The organism is Streptomyces sp. NBC_00523 (genome assembly GCF_036346615.1).
Lineage (GTDB): Bacteria > Actinomycetota > Actinomycetes > Streptomycetales > Streptomycetaceae > Streptomyces.
Genome location: NZ_CP107836.1, coordinates 3,963,365 through 3,981,117, shown reverse-complemented (window position 1 = coordinate 3,981,117; position 17,753 = coordinate 3,963,365). Strand labels below are relative to the sequence as shown.

Below are 17,753 nucleotides of genomic sequence, written 5' to 3'. Positions count from 1 at the left end.
GGGCACCGTCGGCCTGGGCGCCCGCCGCCTCAGAACACGTCCGGGCACCAGGCCCTCCGCGCCGCCCGGAAGACCGCGTCCGCCTTCGCCGCCGCGCCCGGGGTCAGCTCCTCCACCCGGCCCAGCGCCGCCAGCCGCAGCACCGATTCGTCGCCGAGCCAGAGCGTGCCCAACTCCCGGACGTCCAGCGCCAGGTCCGCCGAGCGCGTCGTCGGCGCGCAGGTGGCGCCGTCCGGGGTGGCGTCCAGGTGGAAGCGGCCGGCCGCGTAGCCCGCCGCGTCCCGGATCTCCAGGACCAGCGACCCGGGCACCGCGTACGTACGGGCCTCAAGGGCGCGTACGACGTCCAGGACGCGCACCCACAGGAAGTCCGCCTGCGTCACCACACGCGCCGCGCGCGGGTCCGGCAGCAGCAGCGGGAGCAGGTCGTCCGCCGGGCGGATGCCGGTACGGATGGTGGAGATCCAGTCCACCGAGCACAGGAAGTGCCACAGCGCCCGCTCCGCCGCCGGGGTCACCGCGATCATGTCGCGCACCTTCGCGCCGTTCAGCGGCTGCTTCGCGTCGCCCCAGTTGTCGTCGGCGCGGTAGATCAGCAGGCCGTCGACCGTGCCGTCCGCGCCCCGGTACACGGCGTAGAAGGGCTCGGTCCAGTGGTCCTGGGCGAAGACCCCCTCCCCCGTGGTCTTGTCCCACCAGCGGCCGTCCCGGCTCACCGCACCGTGCTGCCGGGCCCGCAGCCGGTCGTGCAGGGCGGGGCCCAGCTTCCGGACCTCCGCGCCGTCCACCAGGTCGATCCGGCCGCCGTCGCCGGCCGCCGGGACCCGGCGGTGCGGGTCGAGACCCGTGCGGTGGACGTCGACCTCCCACACGGTGGCCTGGGCCGCCGGGCCGAAGCCGTACCTGCCGTAGATCGGGTACTCGGCCGCGATCAGCGTCGCCGCCACGTCCCCGCCCTCCTTCGCCTCCGCCAGGTCCGCCGCCATCATCCGCGAGAGCAGACCGCGCCGCCGGTGGGTCGGCGAGACGGTGACGTTGGTGACCGCGTCGGTCGGCACGGTGGCACCGCCGACCACCGTCAGCTCCTGCGCGAAGGAGCGGAACGTCGCCACGCACCGCCCCGCGTCGAACGCCCCGCGCGTACGCGAGAGGTCCGTGTACGCCATGCGCCCCGACACCTCCTCCTCCGGCGGTGTGGGCGGCCGGAGGAAGCCGGTGTTCAGGGCGCGCAGCCAGTCGGGGAACTCGGACGGGGTGACGAGGCGGATATCGAGGGCGTTCATGCGCCCCACGCTAGGCAGCGCGCTACGGGATGTCGCCCGGTTTTGGCGCCCGTGGGCGCGGGAAGAGCCGGGGCTCAGAAAGCCGCCCGGATCTCCCCCACCTCCACCCCGCCGCCCAGCAGCGGCGCCCGGCCGATCCGCCCGACCACCGGGGCGTCGATCCCCAGCAGCCCCAGCGCGCGAGCCAGGACCGGGCCCAGTGCCCGGATCGAGCCGTCATCGATCTTGAAGGCCAGCGCCCGGCCGTCCGCCAGGGCCACCGCCTGCACGGCCTCCGCGCCCATCTTCGACAGGGTGCCGGGCACCTCGCGCATCAGCCAGGTGTCGGGGCGCCGGGTGCCCGCCACGTACTCCGGGTGCGCCCGCATCGCGTCCGCCACCCGGCGCTCCGCCGTACCCGGCTCGGCCGTGACGAAACCGCGGAACGCGCGCGCCAGGCCCACCAGCGAGATCGCCATCAGCGGCGCCCCGCAGCCGTCCGTGCCGACGGTTGCGACCTCCTCGCCCGCGGCCTCCTCCACGACCTGGTGCACCAGCCGCTGGAGGGGGTGCGCCGGGTCCAGGTAGCCGTCCATGTCCCAGCCGTTGCGCGCGCAGACGGCGAGCATCGCCGCGTGCTTGCCGGAGCAGTTCATCGTGATGCGCTCGCGGACGCGGCCGGCGGCCAGATACGTCTCGGCCTCCACCGCGTCCAGCGGCAGGTCCGGCGGGGTCTGCAGGTCCTCGGGCGACAGTCCGTGCTCGGTGAGCATCTTGCGTACGAGATCGAGGTGGAAGTCCTCGCCGGAATGGCTCGCGGCGGCCAGCGCCAGCCGCTCCCCCGACAGGTCGAGCCCGGCCCGCAGCACCGCCGCCGCCTGCATCGGCTTGTTCGACGAGCGCGGGAAGACCGGCGCTGCCGGGTCGCCCAGGGACAGCTCCACGCTGCCGTCGGCGGCCAGCACGACCAGCGAGCCCCGGTGGTGGCCCTCGGTGAAACCGGACCGCACGACCTCCGCCAGCACCGGCAGGCCGGGGGCCGGGTCGGATATGGCGGGGGTGCGGGCTGCGCTGGAGGTCATGGTGGCCTTCCGGGGACGGGAGGGACCCGCCCGTCCCCGGAGGGATCGCCTCAGGCGAGCAGGTCGTCTACTTGTGCTTCCCCGTCACGGTACCTGCGGGCGATCTCCGCGCCGCAACCGTCCGCCGTGCGCTGGAGCCGGTGCCGGCGCCGGGAAACCTGCTGTTCGTAGCGGACGAGGCGCCCCATCGCGGTGTGCAGCTCTTCGTCCGTCCGGGCGTCGAGGTCGGACAGCTCCACCTCGGCCAGCGTCTCGGCGGCGAGCTTGCGGTACTTGTCGCTGCGCGGCGTGGACAGCGTGACGTGCCGGGCGGACGAGCGCTGCGGGGACGGGGCGTCGGCGAGGATCTCCGACAGCCGGTCCACCACGGGCGACTCCGGGTCCCGGCGCCGGGCCAGCTCGGCCCGCAGGATGTCGATCCGCCCCTGCACGAGCCGCCGCACATAGCTGAGGTCGGCCTCGTCGCGCTGGGCGTCGCGGCGCAGCGCGCGCAGCTCCGGCAGGCGCAGGGCGGTCAGTTCGGCCCGGGCCGCTCCGTCGCCGGTGTCGTCGCCCTGCCCGGTCCGCTGTACGGGTGGGCGCATGGTGCTGATGCTCGTACCGTTGCCCGTGCTGCTGACACCGGGGCGCGCGACCGGCACTGCGCCCGGGGACTGCCCGGTTCCATGGGTGCTCATGCTTGTGTCCATCCCCTCGACCCGGTGCGTCGGCGCACCGCCTCCCGAGCATCGTGCCACCCCGAGGGGCCTTCTGAGGTTGCTCTGTACCCGTTCGGCCCAAGATAGGTTGGTCTGTATGCGTGCAGTGGTACAGAGGGTGGATGGTGCGAGCGTCACGGTGGCGGACGCCGCGGACGGCGACGGCGGTTCCCGCGTCGTCGGGGAGATAACCGGCGAGGGCCTGTGTGTGCTGGTGGGGGTGACCCACGACGACACCCCGGAGAAGGCGGCGCAGCTCGCCCGGAAGCTCTGGTCGGTCCGCATTCTGGAGGGCGAGAAGTCCTGCTCCGACGTGAATGCGCCGCTTCTGGTGATTTCGCAGTTCACCCTCTACGGGGATGCCCGGAAGGGCCGCCGCCCCACCTGGAACGCCGCCGCGCCCGGCGAGGTCGCCGAGCCGCTGGTGGACGAGGTGGTGGCGCGGCTGCGGGCGCTCGGGGCGACGGTGGAGACGGGCCGGTTCGGGGCGGACATGCGCGTCTCGCTCACCAACCACGGCCCGTTCACCGTCATCGTCGAGGTCTGAACCCCGCCCCCGGAGCCCCTACGGTTCGACCACCGTCTCCTGCGCCGCCGCCGTGTCCCCGGCCAGCAGCTGCGCGTCGACCGCCACGTTCCGCTTCACCAGGGCGAGGGCGATCGGGCCCAGCTCGTGGTGGCGGGCGGAGGTGGTGACGAAGCCCAGCTGGCGACCCTCCGGCCCGTCCGACGCGAGCCGGACCGGGGTGCCGGGGCCCGGCAGGTGGACCTCGCTGCCGTCCAGGTGCAGGAAGACCAGGCGGCGCGGCGGCTTCCCCAGGTTGTGCACCCGGGCGACGGTCTCCTGACCCCGGTAGCAGCCCTTCTGGAGGTGGACGGCGACGCCGATCAGGCCCAGCTCGTGCGGGATGGTGCGGTGGTCGGTCTCGAAGCCGAGCCGCGGCCGGTGCGCCTCCACGCGCAGCGCCTCGTAGGCCAGCACCCCGGCGACCGGGCCGTGCTCCGCCGCGTACGCCTCCAGCCCGGCGCGCGGCAGGAACAGGTCGCGCCCGTGCGGTGTCTCGCGTACGACGGCCCCGTCCGGGACCTCGGCGATCGAGCCGGCCGGGAGGTACACCACCGCGAAGTCCTCGGTGCGGTCGGCGACCTCCACCCGGTAGAAGAACTTCATCGACTCCAGGTACGCGATGAGGTCGCCCTGCGTACCCGGTTCGACGTGCATCCACACCGTCTCGCCGTCGTCCACGAGATACAGGGCGTGTTCGATGTGGCCGTTCGCGCTGAGGATGAGCGCTTCGGTGGCCTGGCCCGGGGCGAGCTCGGTCACGTGCTGCGTGATCAGGAGGTGCAGCCAGGCCAGCCGGTCGCCGCCGGTGACGGCGACGACGCCGCGGTGCGAGAGGTCGACCAGGCCCGAGCCGTCGGCGAGGGCGCGCTGCTCGCGGAACAGATCGCCGTAGTGCGCGGCGACGCCTTCGTCGCGGCCCTCGGCGGGGACGGCGCCGGGCAGGGACAGCAGGGGGCTCTTCATGCGACCAGCGTACGACTGGTTTTCGGACCCCGGCCGCCCGGTGCCCCGGGGCCCGGCGGCCCGGTGCCTCAGACCTCGTCCGCCGGGGCCGGAGCGGGGGCGTCCGGGTCGTCCTTCGCCGCCTTCGCCGTGCAGTCGGCGCAGCGGCCGAAGATCGCGAAGTGCTTCATGTCCGTCTCGAACCCGAACGCGCCGCGCAGCTTCTCGGTGAACTCCGCGACGACGCTCACGTCGGCCTCGATCACGTCCGTGCAGTCCCGGCACACCAGGTGGATGTGGTGGTGGCGGTCGGCCAGGTGGTACGTGGGAGCGCCGTGCCCCAGATGGGCGTGGCTGACCAGCTCCAGCTCCTCCAGGAGCTCCAGCGTCCGGTAGACCGTCGAGATGTTCACGCCCGACGCGGTCCGGCGCACCTCGCAGAGGATGTCGTCGGGCGTCGCGTGTTCGAGCGTGTCGACGGCCTCCAGGACCAGCTGGCGCTGCGGGGTCAGCCGGTAACCGCGCTTCCGGAGATCGGTCTTCCAGTCGGTGCTCACCACAGCCCCCAGTGTAGGTCCGGGCGGACGGCTACTCGGCGGAAACGGCGGCTACTTGAAGAAGGCGATCCCGTCGTCCGGCAGGTCACCGAGGCTCTTGGCCATCGCCTCGACCTCCTCGGGCGTGACGGTCTTCTTCAGGTGCGCCGACATGTACGGCCGCAGCTCGACCTCGGGCGTCGCCTTCTCGCCGACCCACATCAGGTCGCTGTTCACATAGCCGTAGAGCCGCTTGCCACCGCTGTACGGGCCGGAGGCCGCGGTACGGGCCACCGCGTCGGTGACCAGGTCGATCTGCGGCTTCTTGTCGGCCAGCTCGCCGTACCAGATCTCGATGACGCCCTGGTCGCGGGCCATGACGACCTCGACCTTGCGGTCCTTGTCGATGCGCCAGTAGCCGGTCTCGGTCTCCAGCGGACGGGACTTGTTGCCGTCGGCGTCGAGGACCCAGGAGTGCGAGGTGTACTCCAGGAAGTCACGGCCGTCGTGGCGGAACGTGACCTCCTGACCGAAGTTGCACTTCTCGGCGCCCGGGAAGTCGGAGACTCCCGCGCCCACCCAGTTACCCAGGAGGAAGGCCAGCGGGACGAGGTCCGGGTGGAGGTCGGACGGGATCTCGATCATGAGCGGCTCAGTCGATCTGTGAGGCGGGAGGCGGGAACGCCGGGAACGGGGAGGTGGTCAGCGCTGACCCTGGTACAGCTTCTTCACGGTCACGGCGGCGAAGGCGAGAACGCCGACGCAGACCAGGACCAGCAGGGCGGAGAAGAATGCCTCAAGCACGGGGGGCTCCTCGGACGAGCGGTTTGGCGGCAGTACAGGGCAGTACAGGACCGGGCCCCAGCCTAATAGGTGGGGCCCGGTCCCGCCGTTCCGGGGCCGGTCAGCCCAGCAGCTGGTTCTGGAGGATCAGCGTCTGGTGGAACGGCACGCCCGGCGTCCCCGCAGCGCCCTTGCGGGACTGGACGACCACGGCGAGCGTGTCCCCCGCGATGACGAAGCCCGTCCGCACCTGCGCGGCGCCGTAGGGCTTCGGCTCGCTGAACACGTACGAGGCCGTGGCCTCCACCTTCCCGCCGCCCTTCCAGCTCTCGTCGAGCTCCATCTCGTCCGCGCCGAGCAGGTCGTCCCCGGCCGACGCCCCGATGAAGCGGTCGTCGCGGTACGCGTCCGCGTCGTCCGCCGAGCTGAACTGGAGCAGGTAGATCCGGTTCGACGTGCCGTCGGGCATGGTCCAGCCGCGGGCCGCGATGTGCCGCAGGGTGCCCTCGCGCAGGGTCTCGCCGATCCCGGCGCGCCCGCCCTCGGCGAACTCGGAGGCGAACTGCGCGTTGCTCACCCAGCCGCCCTTGAGCTTCTTGTCCACCGTGGCTCCGGCCGGGGCGGGCAGCAGCAGCTCGCGCAGGTCCGCGTGGTGGATCTCGGACGGGTTGCCGTCGCTGTAGGGGCGCGGCTTGTCCGCCGGGAGCGCGGGCAGGGTGAGCCGGGGGTAGTCCCAGCGCCCGTCGTCCTCGGTGGCGAGACCGGGTACGTCGGTGCGCTCCATCGAGGTGATGCCGTACGCCGTACCCGCCCCGGCCGCGCCGAACACCAGCACGGCGGCGGTCCACCGCGCCACGGCCCGCAGCACCCGGCGCGGCGGCCGGGGGCCCTGCGCCACGGGGGCCGGGGGCAGGGGCGGCATGGGCGGAAGGTCCGGGAGCTCCGGAAGCCGCGGGGGCTCGGGGGCGGCGGAGACCGGCGCCTCGGGCTCCGGACCGGTCGCGGGTGCGGCCGTCTGCTCGGTCATACGTACTCCCCCGGGGACGTGATGTGCTTCAGCTGGTCCTTCACCAGTTCGGCGACGGCCGACTTGCGGAACGGCTCGATGCCCGACGCCGAGAAGGTGACCATCACCTCGCCCTCGTACGCCATGCAGAACATGCCCTCGATCCGCCGCTCGTCGTCCTTCGGGTCGAGGAAGCAGGAGGCGTTCTTCGGGTGGCCGGCGATCTTCGGGCCGTCGCGCAGGACGTCGATGCTATCGAAGAGCTCGTGCCGGAAGGTGTAGAGGTCCCGGACGGCCCTCTTGTCCTTCATCCGGACCAGCTGGGTGTCGATGACCAGGTCGTTGTCGTGCGAGGCGTAGGTGCGGACCGCCAGGCCCTGGATGCGGAGCTTGTCGATCCGCTTCTCGAAGTCGCGCCGCTGCCGGCCCGACAGGCCGCGCCCGCCGTCCTTCATCTCGGCGGTGGCCGCGGCGCCGCTGACCTCGGCGTCGTTGCCGTACGTGCCGGAGTCCGGGCCGAGCCGGTAGCCGGCCGGGACGGGCAGCAGCAGCTTGCTGAGCTCGGTGGTGGCCCGGCCCCGCGCCAGGTCCCCGGCGGGGTCCTTGGCCGGTTCACGGGCGGGCTTCTGCCACAGCTGCGTCGGGACCGCGCGGTCCGCGCCGTCGACGGTGGCCTTCGTGTACGCGGCGGCGCCGCCGACCGCGGCGAGCACCAGCACGACGGGGAGGACCGTGAGGACCACCCGGCGCGCCCTGCCCCTGCTCGCGGGAGCGGGCGCCGCGAAGGGGATGTCGTCGCTCACCGGCGGAACGGCCTCGGGGGTGTGGTCGTCGTTCACAGGCGCTCCAGCTGTCGCTCGGCCAGCGTCCGGATGTCCTTCTTGCTGATCGGAGCGCTGTCGTAGATGTGGATGTCGACCATCACGTCGCCCCGGCTGAAGATCGCCCTGGCCTGGTAGAAGGGCAGGTACCCGGCCTTGCGCTCGGCCGGGAAGAGGTAGTAGCGGCCCTCCGCGCTGCCCTTGACGGCGGTGCCCTCGTTACCGGCGGCCTTCTCGTCGGGCATGTACGAGCGCTGGTCCTCGGCGTGCGCGGCGGCCGCGGCGCCCGAGCGGAACTGCACCAGGTACACGTCGGCCGCGCGGTACTCCCCCTTCTTCCAGGACGTGCCCGCGACGCGGCGGAGTCCCTGGTCGAGAAGGTCGCCGTACATGTAGTCCTCGTTCTCGAAGTTCATGGCGTAGTCCGCCGCCCCCAGCCACCCGTCCTGGGTGAGGGCGGTCAGGGCCTTGTCCTCCTGCCAGCCCTTCGGCCGGGGCACGATCAGCTTGCGCAGGTCCCCCTCCGTGCGGACCCGGCGGTCCTGCGAGGCCGGCAGCGGGTCGGGCGCCTTGCCGGTGGGCAGGGCCTTCGCCGGGTATGCCAGACCCGGCTGCGAGAGCGCGGCGAGCGGCGTCGGGGCGCGGTCGGCCTGGACGCCGTAACCGGTCGCGATGCCGCCGGCGATGCCGAGCACGGCCGCGGCGGCGATGATCAGGGTCGTACACCCGCGCGGGCGCCGCTTCACGGCGGCGGCGGGCTCCACTGCGGGCTGCACTGCGGGCTGCACGACGGCCTCCGGCCGCTCCCCCGCCCCGGCCGCTTCGGCCGCATCGACGGGCGGCTCGGGCTGCCCGTCGGAAACGCTGTCTTTCGGATGCAAAATGGGTCCCCCCCACGAGACCTTGAAGCACGGATTCCGTATCCGCGCACACAACTGACCCACAGGTACGGGGTGGGGTTGTGCGGCCGAGGATTACAGTTCCGTATATGCCGAAGAAGCTCGTGATCAAGGTGACCGCAGGTGCCGACTCCGCCGAGCGCTGCTCGCAGGCGTTCACGGTGGCGGCGGTGGCCGTCGCCAGCGGGGTGGAGGTTTCGCTCTGGCTGACGGGGGAATCGGCGTGGTTCGCCCTGCCGGGCCGCGCCGCCGAGTTCGAACTGCCGCACGCCGCACCGCTGCCGGACCTGATCGAGTCCATCCAGGCGGGCGGCCGGATCACGCTGTGCACGCAGTGCGCGGCCCGGCGCGACATCACCGAGGAGGACGTCCTGGAGGGCGTGAGGATCGCCGGGGCGCAGGTCTTCGTCAGCGAGATCATGGCCGACGGGGTGCAGGCGCTCGTCTACTGAGCGGACCGCTCAGCCGCGCCGCTTCCGGCCGTCCAGCTCGTCCCACCACGCGTCCGACTCCGGATCGCCGGTGGCCCCGGTCGCGCCGCCGTCCTTGCCGGTCTTCGCGTCACGGGGCGACGGCTGCTGCTGCCGCTGCTCCTGCCCGCCGGGCTCGTCCCACCAACGGTCCTCGGGCCCTTTGCGGTTGCCGACCATCGCCGCGACGGGCGGGATCACCATCGCGACCACGCACATCGCGATGGCGGCCGGCATCGACCAGAGCCTCACGAAGGCCCAGGCCGAGACGAAGAGGACGAGGCATACGCCCATCAGTACGAAGTAGGCGCGCCGGCGTCGGCGGTACATGAGTCCAGCGTAGGCCCGATCGGCCTGCTCGGCCGGTCCTGGGAGAACCCGCACTTCACGCGGGCGGCACGAAGGGCCGTACCCGTGCCAGGCAAGCGTCCAAACCCCCTGGGGTACGGCCCTTCGGCCGGTCATCGGCTGTCGCCGACAGCGGTACTAGACCGCGATGGCCACCTCGGCCAGGCCACCGGTCTGCGCGACGACCGTGCGGTCCGCGGTGCCGCCGGGGACGAGGGCGCGAACGGTCCAGGTGCCCTCGGCCGCGTAGAAGCGGAACTGGCCGGTCGCCGAGGTCGGGACCTCGGCGGTGAACTCGCCGGTCGAGTCCAGCAGGCGGACGTAGCCGGTGACGGGCTCGCCGTCGCGGGTCACGCTGCCCTGGATGGTGGTCTCACCGGGCTTGATGGTCGAAGCGTCGGGGCCGCCGGCCTTTGCTCCACACATGGTTCAGTCCTTCTGGTCGGGGGTCGTGCAGGTCCGGGTCGTACGGATTACTTGTTGGCGCCGAGCTCGATCGGGACGCCGACGAGGGAGCCGTACTCGGTCCACGAACCGTCGTAGTTCTTGACGTTCTCCTGGCCGAGCAGCTGGTGCAGCACGAACCAGGTGAGCGCGGAGCGCTCGCCGATGCGGCAGTACGCGATGGTGTCCTTCGACAGGTCGACCTGCTCGCCCTCGTAGAGCGCCTTGAGCTCTTCGTCGGACTTGAAGGTGCCGTCGTCGTTGGCGTTCTTCGACCACGGGATGTTGCGGGCGCTCGGCACGTGGCCGGGGCGCTGCGACTGCTCCTGCGGGAGGTGCGCCGGGGCGAGCAGCTTGCCGCTGAACTCGTCGGGCGAGCGCACGTCGACCAGGTTCTGGGTGCCGATGGCCTTCACGACGTCGTCGCGGTAGGCGCGGATCGACTCGTCCTGCGGCTGGGCCTGGTACTGCGTGGCCGGGCGGGACGGGATCTGGTCGCCGTCCACGAGGTCGCGGGAGTCGAGCTCCCACTTCTTGCGGCCGCCGTCGAGCAGGCGGACGTCCTGGTGGCCGTAGAGCTTGAAGTACCAGAACGCGTAGGACGCGAACCAGTTGTTGTTGCCGCCGTAGAGGACGACCGTGGTGTCGTTGCCGATGCCCTTGGCGGACAGCAGCGCCTCGAAACCGGCCTGGTCGATGAAGTCGCGGCGGACCGGGTCCTGGAGGTCCTTGGTCCAGTCGATCCGGATCGCGTTCTTGATGTGGTTCTTCTCGTACGCGGAGGTGTCCTCGTCGACCTCGACGATGGCGACCTGCGGGTCGTCGATGTGGGCCTCGACCCAGTCGGCGTCTACCAGGACGTCACTGCGGCTCATTGTGTTTCTCCTCCGGGGCAGTCTGCGGCGAGATGGTGCACGGGTCGTGCGTGATGCGGATGTGCGGGGCGCGGGCCCGTATCCACGGGCGGCATGCGCGATGGCCCCGACGTGCGGTCGAAGGGCCTGGGAATGCGGGAAACCGGGCGTCCCGCTCAGACAGTGCGACAGAGCATGGCGGCGACGCGGCACAGGTCCACTGCCCGCCGCTTCGTGAGATCCGCCTGGCCACCCCGAGGGAGGCCGTCCATAGAGCACTGCATGGGACCGATCGTAGGGACGTACGGGCGGACATGTCACCGCCATGTCGCATGTTGAGACAGGATCGTCCGCAATACGGAACAGCTGCCGCTACGACACCGGCCCGGCGCCGTCGCGCGAGGCGCCCGGGCGGTCCGCCATCTGCGGACCGGACCCGTCCGTCTCACTATGTGGCCGGGCCACTCATCCCCGCCCGCGCGCGGACCCGGTCATGCGGGCCTGGTCACCCCGCCAGCCGCACGTCGGTGCCGGTCCCCGATATCTCCAGACCGTCCTCGGTCGGCTGGATCCTCTCCAGCTTCAGGCCGTTCGGCAGCCCGCCGACCTCGCGCTCGAAGTCGGTCTTCTCGCGGATCAGCTTCTCCAGGCCGGGAATGCCCTCACCCGGCACCTTGTCCGCGTGGACGCGGACGGTGTGGCCGTCGAGCAGCGTGACGGTGGACAGGACGCTGCGCGAGATCGGGCGTCCCAGGACGTTGACCGTCCCGGTCACCTTCACCTTGTTCCTGCCGCCGTACTCGACCTTGACGCCGTCGCTGGCGGCCTTGGTCAGGTCCTCGTACGAGATGACGACCGTCCCGGTGGCGCGGTCGGCGACGGCGCCCGAGAAGCCGTCGGTCAGCCGCACGTCGTGCAGCTCGGCGTCCAAGGTGGAGATCCGCAGCGTGCGCCCCCCGGCGCGGGTCCCGATGCCGGTGATCTTCACGTCGACCTCGTCCAGCTCCGAGCCGGCGAGCTGGGTGAGGAACGGGAAGCCCTTGACGGAGATGTCGGTGGAGTCGATCCGCGCGCCCGGGATCTCCACCCGGTCCTCGGCCTGCGACTCGGCGATGTACACCGCCACCCGGTCCACAGCCACGAACAACGCCGCCAGGATCACCAGGGCGATGACCCATATTCGCAGTGCACGCATGCCTGTCCTTCCCCCCACCCTGCCGTCCGTACGGCGTGATCGACGTGCGAAAGCCCCCCAACGGTTCCCCGTGGAGGGCCTCGCCATGCGGATGGAACGGTACGGATTCCAGCGGTACGGGACTACGTCAGCACGCGGCCCAGCACATAGACGGCCGGCGCGGCCGCGGTCAGCGGCAGGGCCACACCCGCCGTCATGTGCACGAAGCGTGACGGGTAGTCATAGCTCGCGACCCGCAGCCCGATCAGCGCGCAGACCCCGGCGGCGAGGCCCAGCAGCGCCCCCTTCGCACCCAGGTCCGTGAAGCCCCCCGCCACCGCTCCCGCCCCCGCCGCGACGGCCAGCGCGGCCACCACGGACACCGGCGCGGGCAGCGGAAGCGCCCGTACGAGCACGGCGGCGGCCACCGCGACCGCGCCCACCGTCACGGCGTCCGGGACGGCCGCGAGGTGGCCGGCCGCCAGCACCGCGAGGGCGGCCGAGGCGACGGTGGCCATGAGGCCCTGCATCCGCTCGTCGGCGCCGGCCCGGCTGCGCAGCTGGAGGACCACGGTGAGCAGCACCCAGACGCCCAGCGTGCCGATGATCGCCGCCGGACCGTTCTCCCGGCCCGCCGCGAGCAGCGCCACATCGGCGACCAGGCCGCCGGCGAACGCCAGCGCGATGCCCTGCCGGGCCGGCCACATGCCGTTCAGCCGGAACCAGCCCGCCGCCGTCACCGCCTGGAGCAGCACCAGCGGCACGGCCAGCGCGTACGAACCGATCGCCGCGCCGAGCGCCAGCAGCAGCCCGAGCACCGCGGTGATCGCGGCCGGCTGGATTCCCGGCGCGATGATCGGGGAACGCCCCTCGGCCCGGGCGCGCTGCGCGTCGGTGATCCGGGCGTTGCCGAGGGTGGTGGGCGCGCTGTACCCCTCGGCGCCGGAAGCGGCGGGGGCGGGCGGCACGGGCGCCACGGGCTCGGGCGCCACGGGCTCCGCGTGGACCTCGGGCGGCAGCGGGTAGGAGCCGGTGCCGACGGGGGCGGCGTGCGCCCCGTGCTGCGCGGGGCCGTCCGTGCGTTGCACCGTCGGCTGGTACTGCGTGTCCCAGGTCTGCCCCTGCCAGGTCTGCGTGGCGCCCTGGTCCGCCTGCCCGGCCGAGGGGTCCGGGTACGCCTGCTGCGGGTAGCCCTGTGCTGGGTACCCCTGCTGCGGATCGCCGTACTGCTGCTGGTCCTGGCCGTACGCGTACTGCTGCTGCGGGTCCTGCTGCCCGTACCCGTACTGCGGCTGCTGTTCCGGGCCCTGGCCGTACCCGTACTGCGGCTGTTGCTGATCGTTGCTCATGTGCTGGGGTTCACCCTCCTGCGAACGGCGGGAGCACCTCGACCGTGCCGCCCTCGGCAAGGCGTACGGTCTCATGGCTCCGGGTACCGACGGGATCGCCGTCGATGAGGAACGAGCACCTGCGCAGGACGCTGCTCAGCTCGCCGGGGTGCCGCTCGCGCACCGCGTCGAGCGCCTCCTTGAGGGTCGCGGCGGCGTACGGCTCCTCCGCGGTCCCGGCCGCGGCCTTGGCGGCGGCCCAGTAACGGATCGTTCCCGCGGGCATGGCGGCGCTCCTTTCGTTCCGTTGCTCCGGTGCCGGTTCGGGGGACACCGGCCCCCCATCATGGTTCACCGTCGCACCACCCAGTCGGCGATGCGGGTGAGCAAGCTCTCGTCGGCCGCGTTCTCCGCGTGCCCCATGCCGCGCTCCAGCCACAGCTCCGCCGCGTCGCCCGCCGCGGCGGCGAGCATGCGGGGGTGGTCGAGCGGGAAGTACGGGTCCCGGTCGCCGTGCACGAGCAGCAGGGGGGCGGGGGCGATCAGGGCGGCGGCCTCCACCGGGGAGAGCGGGACCGGGTCCCACGCCTCGCGGTGGATGCGCGTGCGGAAGCCGTAGCGCCCGACAAGCCGTCCGGCGGGCCGGGTCACCATCCAGTGCAGGCGGCGCATCGGAGCCGTCCCCCGGTAGTACCAGCGCGCGGGGGCGCTCACCGACACCACCGCGTCCGTGTGCGCCCCCGTACGCGCTCCCGCGCGCCCCTCGCGCTCCTCAACGTCCCGGTCCGCTCCGGCGTCCCCGCCGTCCGCCCCCGGGGCGGCGTACAGCGCGCCGTGCCGCAGCACCACCGAGCCGCCCATCGAGAAGCCGACGGTCACCACGCGCCGGTGCCCCAGCGAGCGCGCCCAGCCGACCGCCGCCGCCAGGTCCAGCACCTCGCGGTCGCCGACCGTGGAGAACCCGCCGGACCTGCCGTGACCACGGAAGGAGAAGGTCACCACCGCCGCGTACCGGGAGAACGTGCGTACCGCCCTGCGCACCGCCGGGCGGTCCACCGAACCGGTGAATCCGTGCGCGACGACGATCGCCGTCTCCCCGCCGTCATCCCCCGTACACGGGTCGTACACCGCCTCGATCCAGGTCCCGTCGTCCGCCCGCAACGCGGCCCTCAGGGGCACCCGCGTGACCGAGCGAACAGCGAAATCCGGAATTCTCCCCTCTGACACAGAACTCATGTGGGTTATTCTCCTGTGAAGAGGATCCGGGCAAAGCAGCCCCCGGATCCTTTTGTGCTTTCCGGGCGTTGTTACGGCAACGTTTCGACAAGCTCAGCGGAACCGTACGAAGCAGAGCCGCATACTCCCCCGGGCCCGGCCCGGGAGTGCCCCTCTCGCAGGGAACGAGGAGGACCGAACGTCATGGGCGAGCCGACCACGCACCATCAACGACCGACGAACCGGGCAGGTGGACGGCGATGAGCTCTCTGCTGCTCCTCACGAATGCCCTCCAGCCCTCGACGGAGGTGCTTCCCGCCCTCGGTCTCCTGCTTCACAGCGTGCGCGTCGCACCCGCCGAGGGCCCCGCGCTCGTGGACACCCCGGGGGCCGACGTGATCCTCGTGGACGGGCGCCGCGACCTCCCGCAGGTCCGCTCGCTCTGCCAGCTGCTGCGGTCCACCGGACCCGGCTGTCCGCTGATCCTCGTCGTCACGGAGGGCGGCCTCGCGGCCGTCACCGCCGACTGGGGCATCGACGACGTCCTGCTGGACACCGCGGGCCCCGCCGAGGTCGAGGCCCGGCTGCGGCTGGCGACCGGCCGCCAGCAGATCACCGCCGACGACTCCCCGATGGAGATCCGCAACGGTGACCTGTCGGTGGACGAGGCGACGTACAGCGCGAAACTCAAGGGCCGGGTCCTCGACCTGACCTTCAAGGAATTCGAACTGCTGAAGTACCTGGCGCAGCACCCGGGCCGGGTCTTCACCCGCGCCCAGCTGCTCCAGGAGGTCTGGGGCTACGACTACTTCGGCGGTACGCGCACGGTCGACGTCCACGTACGGCGGCTGCGCGCCAAGCTCGGCCCGGAGCACGAGTCGCTGATCGGGACCGTGCGGAACGTGGGCTACCGCTTCGTCGCCCCCGAGAAGGTCGAGCGGGCGGCGGAGGAGGCCAAGGCGGCCAAGCGGGAGGTCACCCGTTCGGAGCAGCCACGCGTAGCCGAGGTCACGGAAGAAGCCCCGGTCCGGCCTGCCAAGAGGTAGTTCCATCCGCGTAGACTGCCGCGCGTGGCCAAGGTGACGCGGGACGATGTGGCGAGACTGGCGGGGACGTCGACCGCAGTGGTCAGTTACGTCATCAACAACGGACCCCGGCCGGTCGCCCCGGCCACGCGCGAGCGGGTGCTCGCCGCGATCAAGGAGCTGGGCTACCGGCCCGACCGGGTCGCCCAGGCGATGGCCTCGCGGCGGACCGATCTCATAGGGATGATCGTGCCGGACGCCCGGCAGCCGTTCTTCGCGGAGATGGCGCACGCGGTCGAACAGGCCGCCGCCGAGCGCGGGAAAATGGTCCTCGTCGGCAACTCCGACTACCGCGACGAGCGCGAGGTCCACTACCTGCGGGCCTTCCTCGGCATGCGGGTCTCCGGACTCATCCTGGTCAGCCAGGGCCCGAGCGAGCGCGCCGCCGCGGAGATAGAGGCGTGGGACGCCCGGGTCGTGCTGCTGCACGAGCGGCCCGAGGCCATCGACGACGTCGCGGTCGTCACGGACGACATCGGCGGCGCCCAGCTCGCCACCCGCCACCTCCTGGAGCACGGCAACGCGTACGTGGCCTGCCTCGGCGGTACGGAGGAGACCCCGGCGGTCGGTGACCCGGTCGCCGACCACGTCGAGGGGTGGCGGCGCGCGATGCACGAGTCGGGCCGCTCGACGGAGGGCCGGCTCTTCCAGGCCCCGTACAACCGCTACGACGCCTATCAGGTGGCCCTGGAGCTGCTCGCCGGGCCGGACAGGCCGCCGGCCATCTTCTGCGCCACGGACGACCAGGCGATCGGCGTGCTGCGGGCCGCGCGCGAGCTGCGCATCGATGTGCCGGGCGAGCTGGCCGTCGCCGGGTTCGACGACGTCAAGGAGGCCGGGCTGACCGACCCGCCGCTCACCACGGTCTCCTCGGACCGTCCGGCGATGGCGCGGGCGGCGGTGGACCTGGTGCTCGACGACTCGCTGCGGGTGTCGGGGTCGCGGCGCGAGCGGCTGAAGCAGTTCCCCTCGGCGCTGGTGGTCCGCCGCTCGTGCGGCTGCGGAGAGCCGCCGGCCTCCGCCTGAGCCCCGGGCTTCATATCGGGCATACGAGGTTCTGCCGGGCTTCTCAGGACGCCCTCACGCTCCTCTCATCTTGGCCGGACAGGCTCATAGACATGACAGAGAGCCAGCGCCCGAGCGGCGAGTACCCGATGTACCCCTCGTACGGCAACGGCGAAGCGGCCTACCCGCCGCCGCCGTCATACCAGCCCGCCCAGCCGGTCTTCCCGGACCCGGTGGGCCCCGGAGTCTCCGAGCCGCCCGCGCCCCGGCGCCGGGTCCGCAAGCCGGTCGCGCTCCTCGCCGCCGTGGCCATCGCGGCGGCGATCGTCGGCGGCGGCACCGCCACGGTGATCGGCAGGCTCACCGACGACCCCGCCACCACGGCCGCCGGGAGCGGCATCGTGCCGGGCACCACCGTCTCGCAGAGCGACAAGGGCACGGTGGCCGGTGTGGCCAAGGCCCTCTCGCCGGCCATCGTGGAGATCGGCGCGACCTCGACGGCCGGCCAGTCCACCGGTTCGGGCGTGGTCATCACCTCGGACGGCGAGATCGTCACCAACAACCACGTCATCGCGGACGCCTCCCAGATCAAGGTCACCCTCAGCACCGGCAAGACGTACACCGCCGACGTCGTCGGCACCGACGCCGACAAGGACCTCGCGCTGATCAAGCTCCAGGGCGCGAGCGGCCTGAAGACGGCCACGCTCGGCGACTCCTCCCAGGTCGCCGTCGGCGACGAGGTCGTCGCGATCGGCTCCCCCGAGGGCCTGACCGGCACCGTCACCAGCGGCATCGTCTCCGCCCTCGACCGCGACGTCACGGTCGCCAAGGAGGGAGACAACGGCCGGAGCCAGGGACAGGGCCAGGACCAGCAGGGCGGCGGGCGCCAGTGGCCCTTCGAGTTCGGCGGACAGCAGTTCAACGGCGACACCGGCGAGTCCACCACCACGTACAAGGCCATCCAGACCGACGCCTCGCTCAACCCGGGCAACTCCGGCGGTGCGCTGATCAACATGAACGGCGAGATCATCGGCATCAACTCCGCGATGTACTCGGCGAGCTCCGCCGCCGGCCAGGGCAGCTCCAGCGCGGGCAGCGTCGGCCTCGGCTTCGCCATCCCGGTGAACACCCTGAAGGCCGACCTCGACACCCTGCGGGCCGGGAACGGCTCCTGACCGTACGGGGCTGAGAAACTGGGCCTCCGCGCTCCGGCCCGTACGACCGAGAAGAGGA

Annotated in this window: 22 protein-coding genes; 5 read left to right on the top strand and 17 right to left on the bottom strand. The window is 72.4% G+C overall.

The annotated features are described in order from the left end of the window. Positions 1-29: 29 nt before the first annotated feature. The 3 genes from OHS17_RS17970 to OHS17_RS17960 form a co-directional block, all read right to left on the bottom strand. Positions 30-1,283, bottom strand: coding sequence for a GNAT family N-acetyltransferase (locus tag OHS17_RS17970; protein ID WP_330312982.1), 1,254 nt, complete (start codon positions 1,281-1,283; stop codon positions 30-32). A gap of 74 nt (positions 1,284-1,357) precedes the next feature. Further along, a complete protein-coding gene (locus tag OHS17_RS17965; RefSeq protein WP_330312981.1) occupies positions 1,358-2,344 on the bottom strand; it encodes an asparaginase in 987 nt (328 codons plus the stop codon). Positions 2,345-2,394: 50 nt separating this feature from the next. Continuing rightward, a complete protein-coding gene (locus OHS17_RS17960) occupies positions 2,395-3,021 on the bottom strand; it encodes an RsiG family protein (RefSeq protein WP_330312980.1) in 627 nt (208 codons plus the stop codon). A 118-nt stretch (positions 3,022-3,139) separates the two neighbouring features. Here OHS17_RS17960 and dtd point away from each other — a divergent pair, with 118 nt between their 5' ends. After that, on the top strand, positions 3,140-3,589 hold the full coding sequence (dtd, locus tag OHS17_RS17955) for a D-aminoacyl-tRNA deacylase (RefSeq protein WP_073862360.1): 450 nt from the start codon (positions 3,140-3,142) through the stop codon (positions 3,587-3,589). An 18-nt stretch (positions 3,590-3,607) separates the two neighbouring features. Here dtd and ygfZ read toward each other — a convergent pair whose 3' ends face one another. The 6 genes from ygfZ to OHS17_RS17925 all read right to left on the bottom strand — a co-directional run bounded on the left by ygfZ (position 3,608) and on the right by OHS17_RS17925 (position 8,579). After that, positions 3,608-4,573: a CAF17-like 4Fe-4S cluster assembly/insertion protein YgfZ gene (ygfZ, locus tag OHS17_RS17950; protein WP_330312979.1), complete on the bottom strand. Its 966-nt coding sequence runs from the start codon at positions 4,571-4,573 to the stop codon at positions 3,608-3,610. A 68-nt stretch (positions 4,574-4,641) separates the two neighbouring features. Further along, positions 4,642-5,112, bottom strand: a complete 471-nt coding sequence (locus OHS17_RS17945; protein WP_330312978.1) for a Fur family transcriptional regulator — start codon at positions 5,110-5,112, stop codon at positions 4,642-4,644. A gap of 48 nt (positions 5,113-5,160) precedes the next feature. Further along, positions 5,161-5,733, bottom strand: coding sequence for an FABP family protein (locus tag OHS17_RS17940; RefSeq protein WP_073862358.1), 573 nt, complete (start codon positions 5,731-5,733; stop codon positions 5,161-5,163). 259 nt (positions 5,734-5,992) lie between these two features. Beyond that, complete coding sequence (locus OHS17_RS17935) at positions 5,993-6,898, bottom strand: hypothetical protein (protein ID WP_330312977.1); 906 nt, start codon at positions 6,896-6,898, stop codon at positions 5,993-5,995. After that, positions 6,895-7,716 carry a hypothetical protein gene (locus OHS17_RS17930; RefSeq protein WP_330312976.1) on the bottom strand — a complete coding sequence of 274 codons (822 nt, stop codon included), beginning with the start codon at positions 7,714-7,716 and terminating at the stop codon, positions 6,895-6,897. The genes OHS17_RS17935 and OHS17_RS17930 overlap by 4 nt, the downstream gene beginning before the upstream one ends. Beyond that, positions 7,713-8,579 (bottom strand): hypothetical protein, encoded by an 867-nt coding sequence (locus OHS17_RS17925; protein WP_330312975.1) that lies wholly within the window; start codon positions 8,577-8,579, stop codon positions 7,713-7,715. Before OHS17_RS17925 ends, OHS17_RS17930 begins: the two co-directional genes overlap by 4 nt. A gap of 107 nt (positions 8,580-8,686) precedes the next feature. Between OHS17_RS17925 and OHS17_RS17920 the strand changes: the two genes are divergently transcribed. After that, positions 8,687-9,049: a DsrE family protein gene (locus OHS17_RS17920; RefSeq protein WP_018101651.1), complete on the top strand. Its 363-nt coding sequence runs from the start codon at positions 8,687-8,689 to the stop codon at positions 9,047-9,049. A gap of 9 nt (positions 9,050-9,058) precedes the next feature. On the opposite strand, the gene OHS17_RS17915 is transcribed toward OHS17_RS17920, so the two are convergent. The 8 genes from OHS17_RS17915 to OHS17_RS17885 all read right to left on the bottom strand — a co-directional run bounded on the left by OHS17_RS17915 (position 9,059) and on the right by OHS17_RS17885 (position 14,451). After that, positions 9,059-9,397, bottom strand: coding sequence for a DUF3099 domain-containing protein (locus OHS17_RS17915; RefSeq protein WP_330312974.1), 339 nt, complete (start codon positions 9,395-9,397; stop codon positions 9,059-9,061). A 156-nt stretch (positions 9,398-9,553) separates the two neighbouring features. After that, entirely contained in the window at positions 9,554-9,841 is a 288-nt protein-coding gene (locus tag OHS17_RS17910) for a DUF1416 domain-containing protein (RefSeq protein WP_018101653.1), read from the bottom strand. A 47-nt stretch (positions 9,842-9,888) separates the two neighbouring features. Next, positions 9,889-10,734: a sulfurtransferase gene (locus OHS17_RS17905; protein ID WP_132904905.1), complete on the bottom strand. Its 846-nt coding sequence runs from the start codon at positions 10,732-10,734 to the stop codon at positions 9,889-9,891. Between the two features lie 155 nt (positions 10,735-10,889). Next, on the bottom strand, positions 10,890-10,985 hold the full coding sequence (locus OHS17_RS33900) for a putative leader peptide (RefSeq protein WP_443053342.1): 96 nt from the start codon (positions 10,983-10,985) through the stop codon (positions 10,890-10,892). A gap of 233 nt (positions 10,986-11,218) precedes the next feature. Next, entirely contained in the window at positions 11,219-11,908 is a 690-nt protein-coding gene (locus OHS17_RS17900) for an LmeA family phospholipid-binding protein (protein ID WP_330312973.1), read from the bottom strand. Between the two features lie 122 nt (positions 11,909-12,030). Next, entirely contained in the window at positions 12,031-13,236 is a 1,206-nt protein-coding gene (locus OHS17_RS17895) for a hypothetical protein (RefSeq protein WP_330312972.1), read from the bottom strand. A 10-nt stretch (positions 13,237-13,246) separates the two neighbouring features. Beyond that, positions 13,247-13,501 (bottom strand): MoaD/ThiS family protein, encoded by a 255-nt coding sequence (locus OHS17_RS17890; protein WP_018101657.1) that lies wholly within the window; start codon positions 13,499-13,501, stop codon positions 13,247-13,249. Positions 13,502-13,566: 65 nt separating this feature from the next. Next, positions 13,567-14,451: an alpha/beta fold hydrolase gene (locus OHS17_RS17885; RefSeq protein WP_383164363.1), complete on the bottom strand. Its 885-nt coding sequence runs from the start codon at positions 14,449-14,451 to the stop codon at positions 13,567-13,569. Positions 14,452-14,690: 239 nt separating this feature from the next. On the opposite strand from OHS17_RS17885, the gene OHS17_RS17880 reads away from it, so the two are divergent. From OHS17_RS17880 to OHS17_RS17870, 3 genes are all read left to right on the top strand, one after another. Next, the gene (locus OHS17_RS17880) at positions 14,691-15,476 is read left to right on the top strand and encodes a response regulator transcription factor (RefSeq protein WP_330312971.1); all 786 of its coding nucleotides are present in this window, start codon (positions 14,691-14,693) and stop codon (positions 15,474-15,476) included. A 24-nt stretch (positions 15,477-15,500) separates the two neighbouring features. Beyond that, a complete protein-coding gene (locus OHS17_RS17875; RefSeq protein WP_018101660.1) occupies positions 15,501-16,541 on the top strand; it encodes a LacI family DNA-binding transcriptional regulator in 1,041 nt (346 codons plus the stop codon). Positions 16,542-16,633: 92 nt separating this feature from the next. Then, positions 16,634-17,695, top strand: a complete 1,062-nt coding sequence (locus OHS17_RS17870; RefSeq protein WP_330312970.1) for a S1C family serine protease — start codon at positions 16,634-16,636, stop codon at positions 17,693-17,695. Positions 17,696-17,753: the final 58 nt, after the last annotated feature.